The sequence below is a fragment of the Dyella terrae genome, assembly GCF_022394535.1.
Taxonomy (GTDB): domain Bacteria; phylum Pseudomonadota; class Gammaproteobacteria; order Xanthomonadales; family Rhodanobacteraceae; genus Dyella.
Genome location: NZ_CP089414.1, coordinates 3,228,332 through 3,246,082 on the forward strand (window position 1 = coordinate 3,228,332; position 17,751 = coordinate 3,246,082).

Consider the following 17,751-nt stretch of genomic DNA (forward strand, 5'->3'; position numbering starts at 1 on the left):
CCTTCCTTGAAAGACGCTGGATCCCCGCCTTCGCGGGGATGACGGTGACTTTCAACGCATTCACGAGTTGCACAGGCGTCCTTTCTTTGGAAATCCAGCATGCGTAGTGACCTGATCAAGACCGGCCCCGACCGCGCACCTGCACGCGCCATGTTGCGCGCCACCGGCCTGGACGATGAAGCCATCGCCAAGCCGCTGGTGGCCGTGGTGCACACGTGGTCCAACGTGAGCCCGTGTAACCTCAACCTGCGCGAGCTGGCCGTACACGTCGCCGATGGCATCCGCGCCGCCGGTGGCACACCCGTCGAGTTCAACACCATCGCGGTGACCGACGGCATCGCCATGGGCACGCCGGGTATGCGCGCCTCGCTGATCAGCCGCGAGGTGATCACCGACTCCATCGAGCTGGCGGTCGATGGCCATTGCCTGGATGCGATGGTGGTGCTGTGCGGCTGCGACAAGACCATCCCCGCTGCTGCGATGGCGATGGCTCGCCTCGACATCCCCAGCGTTGCGCTGTACGGCGGCACCATTGCGCACGGCACGCACGACCAACACCCCATCACCATCCAGCAGGTGTTTGAGGCCGTCGGCGCGCACGGCGCAGGCAAGATCGACGATGCGGAACTGACCGCCGTCGAGCGCGACGCCTGCCCGGGCGCGGGCGCCTGCGGTGGGCAATTCACCGCCAACACCATGGCGATGGTGCTCACCACGCTGGGCCTGTCCCCAATGGGCTTCAACGACATTCCCGCCACGCATCCAGCGAAGACGGCGGCCGCATACCGCTGCGGCGAGCTGGTGATGGAATGCCTGCGGGAGAACCGCACGCCGCGCGCATTCCTCACCGAAACCGCTTTCCGCAATGCGGCGCGCATGGTCGCTGCTACCGCCGGCTCCACCAACGCCGTGCTGCACCTGCTCGCCATCGCGCGCGAAGCAGACACGCGCTGGACACTGGAGGATTTCGAACCTGCGTCCAAGCACACGCCGGTGATCGCCGACCTGTTGCCGGGCGGGCGCTACACCGCCGTCGAAATGTTCGGCGCCGGCGGCGCGGCTCGCGTGGCGCAGGAACTGATCACCGCTGGCATGCTGGACGACGCACCCACCGTCACCGGCCGCAGCCTGTTCGAAGAAACCGCCGCCGCTCCACGCGCCGAGACGCAGGACGTGGTGCATCCGGTGACGCAGCCGCTGAAACCGCGCGGCGGCTACTCCATCCTCTACGGCAACCTCGCGCCGGAAGGCTGCATCCTCAAACTAGCTGGCAAGGGCGCCAACCATTTCGAAGGCCGCGCTCGCGTGTTCGAAAGCGAGGAACAGGCGTTCGCCGCCGTGCAGGGCGGCACCATCGAAAAGGGCGACGTCATCGTCATCCGCAACGAAGGTCCCGCCGGTGGCCCGGGCATGCGCGAGATGCTCGGCGTCACCGCCGCACTGATTGGCCGTGGCATGGGCGACGACGTTGCATTGATCACCGACGGCCGTTTCTCCGGCGCCACGCACGGCTACATGGTTGGCCATATCGCACCGGAAGCCGCACGTGGCGGCCCCATCGCCTTGCTACGCGAAGGTGACCTCATCCGCATCGACGCCGACACACGGGCGATCAGCACCACCGCCGATCTCGCCTCGCGCCGCGCAGGCTGGCAGCCGCCGGCACCCAAGGTCACGCGCGGCGCGCTGGCCAAGTATGTCTCCCTGGTCGGCTCCGCCTCCGACGGCGCCACCACGCAACCCATCGCACCACGCAGTCCATCCGCATCCGCTTCCACACACGTCTACGAAGACACGACCGCAGGAGTCACCGCATGAGCAGCAGCACCACCAACGATTCGCTGGCCAAAGCCCGCATCGCCGTCCTTGGCTTCGGCAGCCAGGGCCGCGCCCACGCCCTCAACCTGCGCGACTCCGGTCTCGATGTGGTGGTTGGCCTGCGCAAGAACGGCCCCTCGTGGGAGAAGGCCCGCGCCGAAGGCTTCACCGTGGCCGAGCCGGGTGATGCGGTGAAGGACGCCGATCTCGTCGCCGTGCTCACGCCCGACATGGTGCAGCCCACGCTGTATAAGGAAAGCATCGAGCCGAACATCAAGCCCGGCGCGGCGCTGCTGTTTGCGCATGGTTTCAATGTGCACTTCAAGCAGATCGATCCGCGCAAGGATATCGACGTGGTCCTGGTCGCCCCGAAAGGCCCGGGCGCGCTAGTGCGTCGCGAGTACGAGATCGGTCGCGGTGTGCCCAGCATCTGGGCCGTGCATCAGGACGTCAGCGGCCAGGCGGAAGCCAAGGCCAAGGCCTATGCCGACGGCATCGGCGGCGGTCGCGCATTGCTGATCAAGACCGACTTCAAGGAAGAGACTGAAACCGATCTGTTCGGCGAACAGGCCGTGCTGTGCGGCGGCGCCAGCTCACTGGTGCAGGCCGGCTTCGAGACGCTGGTGGAAGCCGGTTATCAGCCGGAGATCGCCTATTACGAAGTGCTGCACGAACTGAAGCTGATCGTGGACTTGTTCTACGAAGGCGGCATCGCACGCATGCTGGAGTTTGTGTCCGAGACCGCGCAGTACGGCGATTACGTCAGCGGTCCGCGCGTGATCGACGCCGGCACCAAGGCGCGCATGAAGGAAGTGCTCAAGGACATCCAGGACGGCACCTTCGCCAACAACTGGATCGCCGAGTACAAGGCCGGCCTGCCGAACTACAAGAAGTTCAAGCAGGCAGACCTGGAGCACCCGGTGGAACAGGTGGGCGCGAAGCTGCGCGCACGCATGCCGTGGCTGCAGGCGAATGCACCGAAGGCAGCGGAGCCGTTGAAGAAGGTGGGCTGATCGTCTTTTGCTCGTCATTCCCGCGTAGGCGGGAATCCAGTGACGTTTGCTGTTCCTTCAAGACTTCAAAGTCGCTGGATCCCCGCCTACGCGGGGATGACGAGCTTAAAACTCCGCCATATACGAAAAGTTTTTGCTCGACTCGAGGGGCGCCAATCCCGCACGCATTGCCCCTCCCTGGCCCTCCCCTGGTTTTCAGGGGAGGGAATTTTCAAACCCTATTCCGCTCGCCGATGCGTCGGCGATGCACTGGGAAAACCGATCACCGTGAACATGCCATTGCACCGAGCCGTCGAAGATCGTGACGTGCCTGCACCATTGACCACCCACCCGCTGGCCGGCCAGAGCATGAGCGGCGCAGAAGTGGTGGTACAGGTACTGGCCGACGAAGGCGTCAACGTGCTGTTCGGTTATTCGGGCGGCGCCATCCTGCCGGTGTACGACGCCGTGTTCCGCTACAACGCCACGCATCTCTCGCCCATGGGTGGCGAGCCTATGCCGCTGATCGTGCCCGCCAACGAGCAGGGCGCAGGCTTCATGGCTGCCGGATATGCGCGCGCCTCAGGCAAGGTGGGCGTGGCCATTGTCACCTCTGGGCCGGGCGCCACCAATATGGTGACACCGGTGCGCGATGCGATGTCCGACTCGATACCGATGGTGGTGATCTGCGGCCAGGTGCCCACGGGCGCGCTGGGTAGCGACGCCTTCCAGGAAGCACCGATCAGCAACATCATGAGTCCGTGCGCCAAGCACGTGTTCCTGCTCACCGATCCGTCGCGACTGGAAGTCACGTTGCGTACCGCCTTCGAGATTGCGCGCAGTGGACGCCCCGGCCCGGTGGTGGTGGATATTCCCAAGGACGTACAGAACACCGCGCTCGCCTTCGCCGGCGAAGGCACGCTGCCGATTCCGGGCTATCGCGCCCGCCAGCACGCCATTCAGAGCGCACGCGTTGACGACGCGCACTGTGTGGCTTTCTTCGATGCATTGGCGAAAGCGAAGCGTCCGCTGATCTACGCCGGTGGCGGCATCATTGCCGGCGAGGCATCCGCCACGCTGCGTGCTTTCGTCAAACAGTTTGGCCTGCCGGTAACGACCACGCTGATGGGCATCGGCGCGGTGGACACCACTGATCCGCTCGCACTGCATATGCTTGGCATGCACGGCACGGCCCATGCCAACTATGCCGTGGAGGATTGCGACTTCCTGCTGGCCCTGGGTGCGCGTTTCGATGATCGCGTCGCCAGCGTGCCCGATCGCTTCGCGCCCAACGCGCGCTTTATCGCCCAGATCGATATCGACCCGGCCGAGATCGGCAAGGTGAAGTCGGTGCACTGGCATCACCACGGCGACCTCGACGCGACCCTGTCACGCCTGCACCAGTATGGCGTGCGCCACGCGCTGAACTTTGGTGGCGACGGTCGCTATGCGGACTGGCATGCGCATATCGCCGCGCTCAAGCAGACGCATGCGCTCAACTACGATCGCGACAGCGCATTGATCCAGCCACAGGCGGTGATCCAGGCGATTAACCACCACACGCAAGGCCGTGCCGTGATCAGCACGGGCGTGGGCCAACACCAGATGTGGACCGCGCAGTATTTCGACTTCCGCGAGCCGCGCCATTGGCTGACATCCGGATCCATGGGCACCATGGGCTTCGGCTTGCCAGCCGCCATCGGCGCGCAGTTCGCGCGACGCGATGCGATAGTGATCGATATCGACGGGGACGCCAGCATACGCATGAATCTCGGCGAGCTGGAAACCGTCACCACCTATAACCTGCCGGTGAAGGTGGTGGTGCTCAACAACATTGGCGACGGCATGGTGCGCCAGTGGCAGAAGCTGTTTTTCCGCGGCCGTTTCGCCTCGTCCGACAAAAGCCTGCACAAGAAGGACTTCATCAAGGCCGCGCAGGCCGATGGTTTCGAGTGGGCGAAGCGGTTGGAGAACAAGGACGAGCTGGCAGACACCATTGCCGACTTTCTCGCCTTTGATGGTCCGGCCTTCCTTGAGGTGATGATCGATCCCGATGCTGGCGTGTATCCCATGGTGGGACCGGGCGCGACATACGCTCAGATGATTACGGGCGATTTCATTCCGTCACGCGTACCGCCGGCAGCATCCGGTGATGCCACATCGGACATGTTCTGAGGATCGCCGCTAGGGAACCCGTATGAAACACACACTTTCCATCCTGCTGCAAAACGAATCCGGCGCTTTGATGCGCGTGGCCGGCATGTTCGCCGCGCGCCACTGCAATATCGACTCGCTCACCGTCGCCACCACCGATGACCCGGAGGTGTCGCAACTCACATTAGTCATGCATGGTGCGGACGATACGGTGGAGCAGATCATCAAGCAGACTCGCAAGCTGGTTGATGTGATCGACGTTAGCCATCCCGCTACCACGCCATGAATGCACTGGTCGCCGCCGCCGATGCGACGGACAGCCTGAGCGAGCACGAACTGCTACGGCAGACCGTGGGCGCGCGCGTCTACGACGTGGCACGTGAAACGTCGCTGGACGCTGCACCGCTGCTGTCCACGCGCCTGGGGCAACACGTACTGCTCAAGCGTGAAGATCAGCAACCGGTGTTCTCGTTCAAGTTGCGCGGCGCGTATAACCGCATGGCGCAGCTTGGCCCAGAGCAGCGGGCGCGCGGCGTCATCGCCGCCTCCGCCGGCAATCATGCGCAAGGCGTGGCGTTGGCGGCAGCGCGACTGGGCATACGCGCCGTTATCGTGATGCCGGTGACCGCACCGCAAGTGAAGGTTGACGCCGTGCGACGCTTTGGCGGTCCGCGAGTGGAGGTGGTACTGGCGGGCGATTCCTACAGCGACGCGCAGGCGGCAGCCTCGCGCCTGCAGGCCGAACGCGGCTACACCTTTGTGCATCCCTTCGACGATGCTGCCGTGATTGCCGGGCAGGCCACGGTGGGCATGGAGATCCTGCGCCAGCATCCTGGTGCGCTGCACGCGATCTTCGTGCCGGTGGGTGGCGGCGGCCTGCTCGCCGGCGTGGCCGGCTACGTCAAGGCGCTGCGTCCGGAGATCAAGGTCATCGGCGTGCAGACCTGCGATTCCGATGCCATGGTGCAATCGCTGCAGGCGGGCGTGCCGGTGACGCTTCCGGAAGTCGGGCTGTTTGCCGACGGCACGGCGGTGAAGCGCGTGGGCGACCTGACCTTCGAGCTGTGCCAGCGCTATGTGGACGACATGGTGCGCGTGGATACCGACGCCATCTGTGCCGCCATCCGTGACGTATTCCATGACACGCGCAGTGTGCCCGAACCGGCCGGCGCACTCGCCCTGGCGGGGCTCAAGCAGTACGTGGCGACACACGGCGCGTCGGAGCACCCGATGGTCGCCATTGTGTCCGGCGCGAACCTCAACTTTGATCGTCTGCGCTTTGTCGCTGAGCGCGCGGAAGTGGGCGAGCAGCGTGAGGCGGTGTTCGCCGTTACCATTCCCGAGGAACGCGGCAGCTTTCGGCGTTTCTGTGCCGCGCTGGATCAGCGCAGCATCACCGAATTCAATTACCGCATCGGTAACGCCAGCGAGGCGCACATTTTCGTCGGCGTGCAAACCACGCACCGCGATGAGCGCGAGACGCTTATTGACGCGTTCCGCTCGCACGGTTTCGGTGTGCTCGATCTCACCGACGACGAACTCGCCAAGTTGCATCTACGCCACATGATCGGTGGCAGCTCACCGCTGGCACGCGACGAACTGCTGTATCGCTTCGAGTTTCCCGAACGGCCGGGTGCACTCACGCGTTTCCTCAGCCACATGCACCCGGATTGGAATATCAGCCTGTTCCACTACCGCAATCAGGGCGCGGATTACGGACGCATCCTGGTCGGCATCCAGGTGCCACAGGACGAGCGCACACTGTTCCAGGCCTTCCTCGATACGCTGGGTTATCCCTTCCGCGACGAGAGCGAGAATCCTGCGTATCGCCTGCTGCTGCGCTGAGTGGCCTTATCGCGCACGCGAAAATCAGCGCACGCGTGCTTATTTATGACCATTGCTCGCCGGTGCGTCGTAGGGGCTCAAAGTGGCGTTCGGTGGTGGCGGTGGTGGCGTCACCATATGGAAATAGCCCGGTGGGATCTCGAACAGCGTGGCGGGTAAATCCTGATAGGTCACGGCTTCCGCTTCCAAGGTATCCGTGATACCCGGAAAGCGTGGCGTCACACGCAGCACGACAGCATCCCGCGACAGGCACACCTCCAGCTGTTGCCGGAAATGCGGATACATACGTATGGCATTCCACAACTCGCAGGGTTGCCCGGCAACCGTTGTCGACCGCGCATACGAAACAAGCGTGATATCGATGAGCGGCTCCGTATCACCGTAAATCCGGTTGAAGTTGCGATTGGCAGGGTTGATGAGGTGGCCGACCTTGCCCGGTCGTGCATCCACTACCCAATAGGAGTCATCGAAACCGCCGAGCGGCATCCAGGGTCGGTGGTGATCCCTTGCCGCGTTCGGGAAATCGATGATGTAAGGCATACCGCCCTGTTTGATGCGCAGGCGAATCCAATAGGTTTCTTTGGGCGTGGTGCTCATGGTGGCGCGATACGTCACCGAAACATCGCGCGCTACAGCGGGCAATGGCCCAGGACGAAACCCATACTCTGAAGACCGCTCACCGCCATCAGCGAACGCGACCACCGGCCAGATCAGGGCACAGACCCATACGCGTAACGAGAACATGCAGAAAAGCCCCTCACGATCGTCGGGACGAAACATCAGCCGTTGTTGGTCGGCTCGCTTGATCCGCTCGCTTTCCGGGCCCGCCGCACGCCCCATGCCGTCAGCACCGGCACGATCAGGATGGCCAGACGACCCAGCAACCCCAGGATGTGCAGGTCGCGCTTTTCTTCCGCGCGTGCCATGCCTTGGATGATGAGATCTTCGGAAGCCTTCGTCTCCTCCGGTTTGGGCCCGGTGATGAAGCCTTCGAGGCCTAGCGCAGCGGTGGCGTCAGCCGTCTGATGATCCTCATAACGCGCACCCTGATCGAAATCGATGCCTTGGGCGAGCGTGTTTAGTGGATTGCCGGTGACTGCCTGCTTCTGATCCTGATCGAACCCAGACAACGTGATCTGTAGCGCAACCGCATAGAGGCGACCCAGCGTGACATTGTTCAATTCCGCGTGGCTGTCGTAGTGGTAGCCGCCGTTGGGGGAGCCCATGTCGGTGTAGCGGTAGCCCCAGTCCAGGCGGTGGTGTGCTGCATCCCACGCGGGCTTGGCAAGCCACTTCATGGACGTCATGTGCGCGCTACCAACGGGCGCGTGTATATCAAAGCGCGCACCGTAGTAGTTGATGGTCTGTTCCAGCCGCTGCGTATCGAGCTGGACGCCTTCCGTGGGCACGTAACCTTGCTGTGCCACGACCATGCGTGCGATCCAGCTACCGTCTTCCGGTGCAACCAGCGCTACGGAAAGGCTGGCATCCGGTGAAGGGTCGTTTGGCAGCTTACGCACCGCCTCCGGCGACAGGTAACGGTAGCCCTTGGGCAAATCGAATGTCGCGGGCCCATCGAGTTTGATGGTGGCCGGACCGTGCTGCCACTCAACGCCGAGCGGAATGAGGATGTCGCCGGACGACGGGCCGAACTCGTAACCGTTGCGCGTATCTTCTTCCTTCGCCAACTGCAGTTTTCGCTGCGCGGCTTCCAGCAACACGGCCTTCGCGCCATCGCTGAGAGCGGCCTGGCTCGATCCATCGGATGATGCCTTGGCAGCGCAGGTATCGGCCACGTTGGCGGGCCAAATGGTCTCGCCTTTGGCGTTGTGCACGGCCTGAATGCCGCAGGCCTGGGGCTCGAGGCTAACGATGGACGCACCCTTGGCGTTCATCCATACCGTTCGTTGCGGGCTGTCATGCAGTGACGTGATTTCGGTGAACTGCATGACGTCGCCATCCCTGGGCGTCTGCTCGGACCAAGACCACGGCGCCAAAGCGGAGTAGAACTCGAATGCGCTCATCGGCTTGCCGGCGTGGTCGATCAAGCCCCATCGGCCCAGGTCATCGGTCACTGCAGCGATGCCGCCATGGAAATCGCCGATGCTGTTTCCGGTCCGGCGCAACAGCTCCTTGCCATTGCGGTCGATCAGTACGTGTACCTGATTGCCACTGTCGCCAGTGGATAGCAGAACCCATGCGCGACCTTCCGAAAAGGGCAGGCCACCGCTCCACTCCTTGCGCGGTGTCACGGCAACGTGACCGCTCTGGATGTCGAGCACGCCAGTTCGCCCCTCGGCATCCGTAAAGAAAGACAGACCTTCCGTAGGATCCTGGATTACCGCGCTATCGCCGGACACGGCGAACAATTCGTAGCCTTGCGTATCCAGCAGCCGATAGTGATCGATCGTGTCGTGGTTCTTCGAGGTCGCCTCCAGCACGCGCCCCGGGCCAACAACGGTCAAGCCCATGCGCTCCGCGAATGGCATCACGAGCTTGCCGTGCGCATCGATAACGCCCAGCTGCGTGGCGCCGCCATTCACCGGCGATTCGCCCCGCTGCACCACCGCCAGCCCAAAGGCATAGGCGTCCACGTGCTCGTATTCCCCGAGCGGCACCACAAGATGGTTCTGCCGATCGATCACACCTATCTTCAAATCGCCGTCGACGGTGTTGCCGACCACCGCCAGCCCACCGGAGAAACCACCGGCTGTTTCATAGCTCGGCGGTATGACGAACTGGCCCTTGGTGTCGATGTAACCGTATTGCTGGCCCTTGGCGTCTTGCGCGGCGGCCAATCCCTCATTGAAACGCCCGATGTCTTGTAGCGAGGTCTCGCTGATGGTCTTGCCGGCGGCGTCCAGCAGGTCGATCCGGTGAGATTCCCGCTCGGCCACCCAGATATCGCCATTGGCGTACAGCTCGCTATAGGCCGGCTGCACCGCCCAATTGCCTTGCCGATCCACCAGGCCGCAGGCGCGGTACAGCGTTTCGGCGCAGACCGGTATCAACCGGGGCGACAGCGCGTTTTTCGGTTCGGACGGCGAGGTATCGGCATAGGCGACACCGGTGCAGGCAAGGAGCAAGGCAAGCGCCGGGCGGCGGAGGGTGATCGATGACTTCATAGCGGCAATCCATGCGTGAGGGGCATCATGGAACGATCACGCGAAGGATCCTGCGTGCATGACGCCCTTGTCTTCCAAGGTCGATGATGACTACGCCTGCCCCTATCAGACGCCGGCGTAGTGTAGAACGTTCACCGCTTCGGCGCGCTGTCTCGATGCACGCGCGACTGAATAGAGCGCCGACGCCTTCACCCACGCGACGGCACGCTCAGGGCGCAACGTCGTCCACCACTTCCAGCTCGAACACGTGGTTGTCGTAGTCGCTGAAGTACAGCGCCGTGTCGTCGCGCGCCATCTGGTAATCCAACGCCAGCGCGTCCATGCGGCGCGCGCAGTCAAGCTGCTCCTGCTTGGTGACCGCAAAGGCGATGTGGTCGCCGTTGCGGGAGGCCGGCCCTTGCCCGCGGATCAGCGCAAACTCCAGCCCGGCCAGCGCAAGAATCACCTCCGGGTGTGAATCCTCCGGATCTTCCCCGCGCAGGACACGCGCATCCGGAAACACATCGGTCAGCAGGTGGGCGGTGCGGGTGGGATGGTTGACGATCAGGGCGATGTGGCTAAGGGCTTTGGGCATGGGTATCGTCCGCGCAGAAGCCCCGAGTGTAGGCCGCTCTGTGACGAGGTTGCGACAGCCTGCGCCATGCAAATCGGCCATACGTCACGCCACGTGCAAGGGTGGAGCACGGTAAACTTGGGAGATGGCTCCTACCTCACGCAAGCGCCAGCGGCGCAATCTGCCGTCCACCAACACGCCGCGCCCGCGGCCCGGCGCTGCGCCATCGCGTACCGCGCAGCCGGCGGACAGCTCCACCCGCGCCACGCGCGTGCTCGATTGGTTACTGCAGAAGCTGCCCGAGGCGTACCGCACCAAGGCGCGTGATTACCTGGTGCTGACCCGTATGGATCGCCCCATCGGCGCCCTGCTGCTGCTGTGGCCCACATGGTGGGCGTTGTGGCTGGCCGCGTCGGATTTCCCGCCGGTGAAACTGCTGGTGATCTTTACGCTGGGCGTGTTTTTCATGCGCGCGGCCGGTTGCGCCATCAACGATTTCGCGGACCGCAAGCTGGACCCGCAGGTGGAACGCACCGCCGGCCGCCCCATCGCGGCGGGTCGGGTGACACCACGCGAAGCCTTGATCGTATTTGCCAGCCTGCTGGTGTGCTCGTTCATCCTGGTGCTGTTCACCAACCGGCTCACCATCGAACTGTCGTTTGCGGGCGCGGCGCTGGCCGCGATCTACCCGTTCACCAAGCGCTACACGCACCTGCCGCAGGTGGTGCTGGGCGCAGCTTTCGGCTGGGCCATCCCGATGGCCTTTGCCGCCGTGATGAACACCGTGCCGCCCGTGGGCTGGCTGTTGTTTATCGCCAACATCATCTGGTCGGTGGTCTACGACACCGAATACGCCCTGGTGGATCGCGACGACGACATCCAGGCCGGCGCCAAGTCCACCGCTATCCTGTTCGGCGATGCGGACCTGCCCATCCTGGGCATCCTGATGGCCACTTTTCTGTTGGCCATGCTGTTTGTGGGCCAGCGCGCCACGCTCGGCTGGCCATACTGGCTGGGCCTGCTGGCGGCCGCCGGCCTGTTTGGCTGGCAACTCTGGCGCATCCGCAGCCACGACCGCGCCGCCTGCCTATGGGCCTTCCGCAACAACAACTGGCTGGGCATGGCGGTGTGGATAGGCATCGTGCTGGCGCTGGCGTTCCGCTGAGCACCCGGCCGCGTGCGTGACCGCGGTGTGAAGCCTGCGATTGCGCAGTCGCCTACACGCACTCGAAACACCTTCTGAAAATGTCGTCGATTACCCTGTCGATTCTTGCCAGGGTCGTTCGTCGTCAGGATGAGGACCGCCCAAGGCAGGTCCATTCATGCCATACGAAGGAGTTACCACGATGCGATTTGTAGCCATGGTCCGCGCCAGCCGGGCCTCCGAAGCCGGCGACATGCCCAGCGAAAAACTGCTCACCGAGATGACCCGGTTCAACGAGGAACTGGTCAAGGCGGGCGTGCTGCTGGCCGGCGAAGGGCTGCACCCCAGCAAGAACGGCGCGCGCGTGCGCTACGAAGGTGACAAGCGCACCGTCATCGACGGCCCATTCGCCGAAACCAAGGAACTGATCGCCGGCTTCTGGCTGCTGCAGGTCGCTTCGCTGGAAGAAGCCATCGAATGGATGAAGCGCTGCCCTAATCCGTTTGAGGAAGGCGCTTCGGAGATCGAAATCCGTCGCGTGTTCGAAGCCGAAGATTTCGGCGAGGAGCTCACCCCCGAACTGCGCGAGCAGGAAGCGCAGCTACGCGCCAAGATGGCCGACAGTCACTAGGATCTGTTAGCGCCATTGGCGTGGCCCGCGCTGGGAGCTTTTTGTCCGCCAGACAAGGAAGAACGAAGGAATGTACGTCCGTACACGACCGAGTGATGACGCGGTATGGCGGACAAAAAGACCCAGCCCGGAGGTTGCTTGTCCGTAGCCACCCGGCAGCAGCGCACGGCTTGACCTGGCAGCCAGCCAGGCCGGCGCCGCGCACTACCACCGAGCGGCTACGGACAAGCAACGCGGGCTACGCCAATGGCGTTAACAGACCCAATCATCGCTCCAAGGGAGACATCGTCATGCTGATCCAGCCTTACTTGTTCTTCGATGGCCGCTGCGAGGAAGCGCTTGCCTTCTATGGCCAGGCCATCGGTGCGCAAGTGCAGAATCTCGTCCGCTTCAAGGACAACCCCGAGCAACCGGACGACCAGCCCGCAGGGCCGCGTCCGCCGGATGGCGAAAAGATCATGCATGCATCGATGAAGATCGGGGAATCGCTGGTCAATGCGTCCGACGGTGATTGCCTCGGCAAACCCACGTTCCAGGGCTTTTCCCTAGTGATCAATGCGAAGGACGAAGCAGAAGCAAAGCGCTATTTCCACGCACTGGCTGACGGTGGCGGCGTCACCATGCCGTTGTCGAAAACCTTCTTCGCCTCCGCCTTCGGCATGTTGCACGACCGTTTTGGCGTGCACTGGATGGTGATGTCGCCGCCCTGATCCACGGCGGCATGGTGCGTGCGAACTTGCGCCGCAGGATGGGTGGTGCTGTGATCAGCGGCCATGACCGCCACCGACATCCATCGCACCATCGACGCCGTCTGGCGCATGGAAGCCTCGCGCCTTATCGCCGGCCTTGCCCGCATCGTTCGCGATGTAGGCGTGGCCGAGGAGCTCGCGCAGGACGCGCTGGTGACGGCGCTGGAGCAGTGGCCGACCACCGGTGTGCCGCGCAACCCCGGTGCGTGGTTGATGACCACGGCCAAACACCGCGCCATCGACCAGATGCGTCGCCGTGCCTTGCACCGGCGCAAGGAAGACGAACTGACGCGTGAGATCGAAGACCAGCTCGAACAATCCGTGGGAGACCCGGATGCCATGCTCGACAACCCGGTGGGTGATGACCTGCTCAGCCTGATCTTCACCGCGTGCCATCCGGTGCTATCCACCGAGGCGCGCGTAGCACTTACGCTGCGCATGCTCGGTGGCTTGACCACCGTGGAAATTGCGCGCGCCTTTCTGGTGCCCGAGCCCACCGTCGCGCAACGCATTGTGCGCGCCAAGCGCACGCTCAGCGACGCGCAGGTGCCGTTTGAAGTGCCGCGCGGCGACGAGCTGGGGGTGCGACTCGCTTCCGTGCTGGAAGTGGTCTACCTGATCTTCAACGAAGGCTACGCCGCCACCTCCGGCGGTGATTGGATGCGCCCGCAATTGTGCGACGAAGCCATGCGCCTTGGCCGCGTGCTCGCCGGCTTGGCGCCTACCGAAGCAGAAGTGCATGGCCTAGTCGCGCTGATGGAAATACAAGCGTCACGCACGGCTGCGCGGCAGGGACCGAATGGCGAACCCATCCTGCTGAACGACCAAAACCGCGCACGCTGGGATCAACTGCTGATACGGCGCGGCCTTGCCTCGCTGCAACGCGCGGAAGCGCTGGGTGGTACTGCACGCCCGTATACCTTGCAGGCGGCCATTGCTGCCTGCCATGCGCGAGCCCTCACGCCAGAGGATACCGACTGGCCGCGCATCGCCGCGCTGTACGACGCACTGGCTCGCGCCATGCCCTCGCCCGTGGTCGCTCTCAATCGCGCGGTGGCGCATGCCCAGGCATTTGGCCCGGAAGTTGGCCTGTCGTTGGTGGATGCCCTGCGCAACGAGCCCCTGCTTCGCCATTACCACCTTCTGCCCAGCGTGCGCGGCGAGCTGCTGGGACGACTGGGCCGCCATGGCGAGGCACGCGAAGAACTCAAACGCGCCGCCTCACTCGCCCGCAACCTGCGAGAGCGCGAACTGCTGCTGCAGCGTGCCGCCAACGTACCGAGCTGATGACACGCACTGAAAGCTCTCATTTCGACGCCTTTCACGCAGTTCGGCACACGACCTTTTCACCGTGCTTCCTTCCACCCTTCTCCTTCCTTTAAATGCGTCCGAGCTGCGGCATGTCTCTGGTTGAAACCTATCTTTCTGGCCTGAACGAAGTTCTATCTCCGGACGCACGCGAACAGCTGACCATCGCTACGGGTGCCGATGCCGGACAACTAGCCGCGATACGCGACGCTTATCCTGCCTGCCCCGACAGCTTGCTCGAATTGTGGAGCCGCGTGGATGGCACTTATTGGCGCACTTATGGCGACACCAAGATCGCGGTGCGCATGCTGGGGGCTGATGTGGATAACGGCAAGTATCCCTATTACCTTCTATCCACCGGGCAAGCGCTCAACATGCACTCTGCGGGTTATGCCAGCGACAGCATCACCGAGCGTTATGGCGATTGCGTGCAGGAGGATCCGGACATGGTTGATGCACGGATCGATCCGAACGTTCCGATGAGCAAAAGGCTGTGCTTTTCGCACTGTATGAACAATGGTGGTACATCAGTGCTGTATGTTGATTTTGACCCTGCAGCGGGAGGCAAAGTCGGCCAGGTCATGCGCTTCCTGCACGATCCGGACAGCTATGCGGTGATTGCCGAGAGCTTCGATGTTTATCTGCAGCAGCTGATCAAGGACGGGTATCGATTTGTCCTCGAGGACGAATAGCCCCGGCGGCACAGCGCGATCGCCGCTAGAGAATCGCGTGTGGAGGAAAATGCACGATCACCGCGAGGATCGCCAGATAACCCAGACCTGCCATCAGCAGACTGAGCAACACCACGAACACAAGCCGAGCCACGCCCTTGGCAACCCACCACGCCTTGTAGTTAGTCATGTCTTGCACAGCCGATCGGCGCGATACGCATCAAGACTGTGCACTGCGCCATACAGGCATTCGATGAAGGCATTGCGCTCGTGCCACATGACTTCCATGTCCCACAGGCAGAACGAATAGCGAGACATGTCTTCCACCCAGCCGGTGGCGTCCTGCGCAGCGACAGCGATGAACATCTCGTTGTCGTTGCCCCACCATCCCAGCACCAGATAGCGTGCATTGGCCGCTTCGTGGCAGATGGCGAAGGCAGGGGTGTCGCGCCATGCCACGGGCCGGGCTTGTTTCATGGCGTGCAGGCGTGGCTGGTAGTGCGAGATATCCACCGCTTTGCCATCGGCGGCGATGGTGTAAACCTTGATGCCGTCGGCATCCGTATCCGGCGGCAGGCTTGTAATGAGGCGAGGTCGGTACATGACAATCCCTCCGTTGGAGCGATGGACCAAAGCGGTTAGCACCCATGATTGCACCACAGCCGGCTAGCCGTTTAAATGGCGCGATACGGCGGCCCGCCAGGGCATGTCGTGTGGTTCGGGCCAAGGCTGGCCGCGTGTGTATCGAATCGCTGTTCCCCCTGTCCGTTCTTCGTGAAGGAGCAAGGTATGGAGCGTTCGTATCAGGCATCAACCACGCTGCTGGCCGACGACATGGCCATCACCCCCGTGGCGCAAATGCGCGTGTCGCAACAGTGTTTGGCACTCACCATGATCGGGCTGGGCCTGCTGGGCTTTGTCTACGGCGACGTGGCCCTGGTATGGCAACACCTGCCCATAGAGCATATGCCGGGAGCCAGGGCGATTGCTTATGCCTTTGCGGCGATCGAATGGATCGCTGGCGTTGGCTTGCTGCTGAGGCGCTGGGCAAAACCGGCAGCGGCGTTGCTGACGGTATTCATGCTCATGTGGGTGCTGCTGCTGAAGGTGCCGGCGGTGATTGCCGTGCCGTCGATGGAAGCGACGTGGCTGGGCTTTGGCGAGATCGCGGTGATCCTCGCGGGTGCGTGGGTGTTGTTTGCTCAGGCCATGGGCGATCGCCGTGGCGGGTGGCGTCCTATTACCGGGCAGCGCGGCATACGTGCGGCCCGCGTGCTGTTTGCGCTGTCGCTACCGATGATCGGCCTGGCGCACTTTTTCTATAGCGAGCAGACGGTGGCGCTAGTGCCTGCATGGCTGCCGTATCACCTTGGCTGGGCCTATCTCACCGGCGCCGCCAGCATCGCGGCCTGCCTTGCGGTGCTACTCGGCGTGCTGTCACGGTTGGCCGCGCTGCTGGAGGCGGCCATGCTGTGGATCATCACGGTGCTGGTGTGGGTGCCGGCTATCGTGGCGGCACCCACTGACCGTACCGCGTGGACGGCGCTGGTGATTTCCGCCGCCATTGCATGCGGCGCGTGGGTGGTAGCTGACTCCTACCGAGCACCGACTGCGCGCGCCTGATGGTCGCGCAGTCGTCTTGTTCGCGACTCTTACTTGGGCCGTTCTTCATAGCCATGTACAGCATCGAGCACGCGCGCGGAGTAGACCAACGCGGCACCCGCATTCATCGCTACGGCGACACCCAGCGCTTCCGCGATTTCGTCGTGCGTGGCGCCCTGTTTGAGCGCTTCGGCGGTGTGCACGGTGATACAGCCGTCGCAACGCGTGGTCACCGCGACGGCCAGCGAAATCAGCTCGCGCGTTTTGGCGTCCAGATGGCCGTTCTTGCTGTTGGCGTTGGATAGCGTCTGGTAACCGGCAACAGTGTCGGGACTCAGCTTGGCCATCTCGCCGATGCGGCCAAGCAGTTCTTTGCGGTAGTCAGGCCAGTTGAGCATGTGGCGTCTCCGTGGGAGTGGATCGCGCCCGTCCCTGCCCGGGTCACGACCAGACGATGCTGCGCCCTGTGTTGCGGCGGGGTGAATACGACGATGGTTCGAGGCCAAACGGCCTGCCCTTACGGTGAGCCTGCAAGTACCGATACGGCCGGCACACGTTGGGGCCGACTAATGGTGGTAGTTGGGCCTACAATCGCCACATGGATTATCAACTCGTCATCAAGTTCTGGCGCAAGTCCCTGGCCGACGAAGCCTTTCTCGCGACGATGGAGGGCAAGTTGAAGGAGACATTGGGCGATACGGTGGAGCTGGAGGGCTACGATGTCAGTCCAAAAGAGATCAATCTTTTTATGCTTGCGTCTGATCCACGGCATACCTTTCGGCGCGCAAAAGACGTTCTGGAAGAACTGGGCGTTCTGAACGGCATGTCTGCCGCTTTCCGCGTGGCAGGTGGCACCCAGTTCACGTCCGTCTGGCCGCTACGCTCCACGCGCAAGTTCAAACTGCCATAGTGTTAGTGAAAACCTGACCATTCGACAGACGTAGATAGGGACCCTCGCGAGGGTGCGAAGATCCTTACCTGCAAAGCGTTACAGATTTTCAGCTTGGCGTAATCTTCCGTTCGTGAGGTGCTTCGCGAGCGAAAGCTCCGGTATCTAAGGGACGAAATGTCCAACGTGCGACTCGACAAACGATGACCGAGGAAATGATATGAGCAAGGGTATGGATTCGAAGAAGGCCGACAAGAAAAAGCCGGCCAA

Annotated in this window: 18 protein-coding genes; 12 read left to right on the forward strand and 6 right to left on the reverse strand. The window is 63.0% G+C overall.

Annotation, left to right across the window (positions count from 1 at the left end):
- Nucleotides 1–99: 99 nt before the first annotated feature.
- The 5 genes from ilvD to ilvA all read left to right on the forward strand — a co-directional run bounded on the left by ilvD (nucleotide 100) and on the right by ilvA (nucleotide 6,809).
- Nucleotides 100–1,818: a dihydroxy-acid dehydratase gene (gene ilvD / locus DYST_RS14070; protein ID WP_239946316.1), complete on the forward strand. Its 1,719-nt coding sequence runs from the start codon at nucleotides 100–102 to the stop codon at nucleotides 1,816–1,818.
- Complete coding sequence (gene ilvC / locus DYST_RS14075) at nucleotides 1,815–2,831, forward strand: ketol-acid reductoisomerase (RefSeq protein ID WP_239946317.1); 1,017 nt, start codon at nucleotides 1,815–1,817, stop codon at nucleotides 2,829–2,831. The genes ilvD and ilvC overlap by 4 nt, the downstream gene beginning before the upstream one ends.
- Before the next feature lie 273 nt (nucleotides 2,832–3,104).
- Nucleotides 3,105–4,985, forward strand: coding sequence for a biosynthetic-type acetolactate synthase large subunit (ilvB, locus tag DYST_RS14080; protein ID WP_239946318.1), 1,881 nt, complete (start codon nucleotides 3,105–3,107; stop codon nucleotides 4,983–4,985).
- Nucleotides 4,986–5,007: 22 nt separating this feature from the next.
- Nucleotides 5,008–5,250, forward strand: coding sequence for an acetolactate synthase small subunit (gene ilvN / locus DYST_RS14085; RefSeq protein WP_102302217.1), 243 nt, complete (start codon nucleotides 5,008–5,010; stop codon nucleotides 5,248–5,250).
- Nucleotides 5,247–6,809 carry a threonine ammonia-lyase, biosynthetic gene (ilvA, locus tag DYST_RS14090; protein WP_239946319.1) on the forward strand — a complete coding sequence of 521 codons (1,563 nt, stop codon included), beginning with the start codon at nucleotides 5,247–5,249 and terminating at the stop codon, nucleotides 6,807–6,809. The genes ilvN and ilvA overlap by 4 nt, the downstream gene beginning before the upstream one ends.
- Before the next feature lie 39 nt (nucleotides 6,810–6,848).
- Here the strand turns inward: ilvA and DYST_RS14095 are convergent, their stop codons facing one another.
- The 3 genes from DYST_RS14095 to DYST_RS14105 all read right to left on the reverse strand — a co-directional run bounded on the left by DYST_RS14095 (nucleotide 6,849) and on the right by DYST_RS14105 (nucleotide 10,508).
- Entirely contained in the window at nucleotides 6,849–7,553 is a 705-nt protein-coding gene (locus DYST_RS14095; RefSeq protein WP_239946320.1) for a hypothetical protein, read from the reverse strand.
- 35 nt (nucleotides 7,554–7,588) lie between these two features.
- Nucleotides 7,589–9,934: a DUF2167 domain-containing protein gene (locus DYST_RS14100; protein WP_239946321.1), complete on the reverse strand. Its 2,346-nt coding sequence runs from the start codon at nucleotides 9,932–9,934 to the stop codon at nucleotides 7,589–7,591.
- Nucleotides 9,935–10,142: 208 nt separating this feature from the next.
- Nucleotides 10,143–10,508, reverse strand: a complete 366-nt coding sequence (locus DYST_RS14105) for a hypothetical protein (RefSeq protein WP_102302214.1) — start codon at nucleotides 10,506–10,508, stop codon at nucleotides 10,143–10,145.
- A gap of 124 nt (nucleotides 10,509–10,632) precedes the next feature.
- Between DYST_RS14105 and ubiA the strand changes: the two genes are divergently transcribed.
- From ubiA to DYST_RS14130, 5 genes are all read left to right on the forward strand, one after another.
- Nucleotides 10,633–11,652: a 4-hydroxybenzoate octaprenyltransferase gene (ubiA, locus tag DYST_RS14110; protein WP_239946322.1), complete on the forward strand. Its 1,020-nt coding sequence runs from the start codon at nucleotides 10,633–10,635 to the stop codon at nucleotides 11,650–11,652.
- A 181-nt stretch (nucleotides 11,653–11,833) separates the two neighbouring features.
- Nucleotides 11,834–12,262: a YciI family protein gene (locus tag DYST_RS14115; protein ID WP_102302213.1), complete on the forward strand. Its 429-nt coding sequence runs from the start codon at nucleotides 11,834–11,836 to the stop codon at nucleotides 12,260–12,262.
- Between the two features lie 290 nt (nucleotides 12,263–12,552).
- On the forward strand, nucleotides 12,553–12,972 hold the full coding sequence (locus DYST_RS14120) for a VOC family protein (RefSeq protein WP_102302212.1): 420 nt from the start codon (nucleotides 12,553–12,555) through the stop codon (nucleotides 12,970–12,972).
- A gap of 63 nt (nucleotides 12,973–13,035) precedes the next feature.
- Nucleotides 13,036–14,298 (forward strand): RNA polymerase sigma factor, encoded by a 1,263-nt coding sequence (locus tag DYST_RS14125; protein WP_239946323.1) that lies wholly within the window; start codon nucleotides 13,036–13,038, stop codon nucleotides 14,296–14,298.
- Nucleotides 14,299–14,411: 113 nt separating this feature from the next.
- Nucleotides 14,412–15,011, forward strand: a complete 600-nt coding sequence (locus DYST_RS14130) for an SMI1/KNR4 family protein (RefSeq protein ID WP_239946324.1) — start codon at nucleotides 14,412–14,414, stop codon at nucleotides 15,009–15,011.
- Between the two features lie 25 nt (nucleotides 15,012–15,036).
- Here DYST_RS14130 and DYST_RS14135 read toward each other — a convergent pair whose 3' ends face one another.
- Both DYST_RS14135 and DYST_RS14140 read right to left on the reverse strand, forming a co-directional pair.
- On the reverse strand, nucleotides 15,037–15,180 hold the full coding sequence (locus DYST_RS14135) for a hypothetical protein (protein ID WP_239946325.1): 144 nt from the start codon (nucleotides 15,178–15,180) through the stop codon (nucleotides 15,037–15,039).
- Complete coding sequence (locus tag DYST_RS14140) at nucleotides 15,177–15,593, reverse strand: hypothetical protein (protein WP_239946326.1); 417 nt, start codon at nucleotides 15,591–15,593, stop codon at nucleotides 15,177–15,179. The genes DYST_RS14135 and DYST_RS14140 overlap by 4 nt, the downstream gene beginning before the upstream one ends.
- Nucleotides 15,594–15,779: 186 nt before the next feature.
- On the opposite strand from DYST_RS14140, the gene DYST_RS14145 reads away from it, so the two are divergent.
- Nucleotides 15,780–16,613: a hypothetical protein gene (locus DYST_RS14145; protein ID WP_239946327.1), complete on the forward strand. Its 834-nt coding sequence runs from the start codon at nucleotides 15,780–15,782 to the stop codon at nucleotides 16,611–16,613.
- Nucleotides 16,614–16,642: 29 nt separating this feature from the next.
- On the opposite strand, the gene DYST_RS14150 is transcribed toward DYST_RS14145, so the two are convergent.
- On the reverse strand, nucleotides 16,643–16,990 hold the full coding sequence (locus DYST_RS14150; RefSeq protein WP_102302208.1) for a carboxymuconolactone decarboxylase family protein: 348 nt from the start codon (nucleotides 16,988–16,990) through the stop codon (nucleotides 16,643–16,645).
- Nucleotides 16,991–17,190: 200 nt separating this feature from the next.
- Here DYST_RS14150 and DYST_RS14155 point away from each other — a divergent pair, with 200 nt between their 5' ends.
- Nucleotides 17,191–17,502, forward strand: coding sequence for a hypothetical protein (locus DYST_RS14155; RefSeq protein WP_102302207.1), 312 nt, complete (start codon nucleotides 17,191–17,193; stop codon nucleotides 17,500–17,502).
- The last annotated feature ends 249 nt before the right edge of the window (nucleotides 17,503–17,751 follow it).

Bases quoted from the DNA above. Each gene is read 5' to 3' on its own strand.
- ilvD (WP_239946316.1), top strand. From the start codon at position 100: ATGCGTAGTGACCTGATCAAGACCGGCCCCGACCGCGCACCTGCACGC.
- ilvC (WP_239946317.1), top strand. From the start codon at position 1,815: ATGAGCAGCAGCACCACCAACGATTCGCTGGCCAAAGCCCGCATCGCC.
- ilvB (WP_239946318.1), top strand. From the start codon at position 3,105: ATGCCATTGCACCGAGCCGTCGAAGATCGTGACGTGCCTGCACCATTG.
- ilvN (WP_102302217.1), top strand. From the start codon at position 5,008: ATGAAACACACACTTTCCATCCTGCTGCAAAACGAATCCGGCGCTTTG.
- ilvA (WP_239946319.1), top strand. From the start codon at position 5,247: ATGAATGCACTGGTCGCCGCCGCCGATGCGACGGACAGCCTGAGCGAG.
- DYST_RS14095 (WP_239946320.1), bottom strand. From the start codon at position 7,553: ATGTTCTCGTTACGCGTATGGGTCTGTGCCCTGATCTGGCCGGTGGTC.
- DYST_RS14100 (WP_239946321.1), bottom strand. From the start codon at position 9,934: ATGAAGTCATCGATCACCCTCCGCCGCCCGGCGCTTGCCTTGCTCCTT.
- DYST_RS14105 (WP_102302214.1), bottom strand. From the start codon at position 10,508: ATGCCCAAAGCCCTTAGCCACATCGCCCTGATCGTCAACCATCCCACC.
- ubiA (WP_239946322.1), top strand. From the start codon at position 10,633: ATGGCTCCTACCTCACGCAAGCGCCAGCGGCGCAATCTGCCGTCCACC.
- DYST_RS14115 (WP_102302213.1), top strand. From the start codon at position 11,834: ATGCGATTTGTAGCCATGGTCCGCGCCAGCCGGGCCTCCGAAGCCGGC.
- DYST_RS14120 (WP_102302212.1), top strand. From the start codon at position 12,553: ATGCTGATCCAGCCTTACTTGTTCTTCGATGGCCGCTGCGAGGAAGCG.
- DYST_RS14125 (WP_239946323.1), top strand. From the start codon at position 13,036: ATGACCGCCACCGACATCCATCGCACCATCGACGCCGTCTGGCGCATG.
- DYST_RS14130 (WP_239946324.1), top strand. From the start codon at position 14,412: ATGTCTCTGGTTGAAACCTATCTTTCTGGCCTGAACGAAGTTCTATCT.
- DYST_RS14135 (WP_239946325.1), bottom strand. From the start codon at position 15,180: ATGACTAACTACAAGGCGTGGTGGGTTGCCAAGGGCGTGGCTCGGCTT.
- DYST_RS14140 (WP_239946326.1), bottom strand. From the start codon at position 15,593: ATGTACCGACCTCGCCTCATTACAAGCCTGCCGCCGGATACGGATGCC.
- DYST_RS14145 (WP_239946327.1), top strand. From the start codon at position 15,780: ATGGAGCGTTCGTATCAGGCATCAACCACGCTGCTGGCCGACGACATG.
- DYST_RS14150 (WP_102302208.1), bottom strand. From the start codon at position 16,990: ATGCTCAACTGGCCTGACTACCGCAAAGAACTGCTTGGCCGCATCGGC.
- DYST_RS14155 (WP_102302207.1), top strand. From the start codon at position 17,191: ATGGATTATCAACTCGTCATCAAGTTCTGGCGCAAGTCCCTGGCCGAC.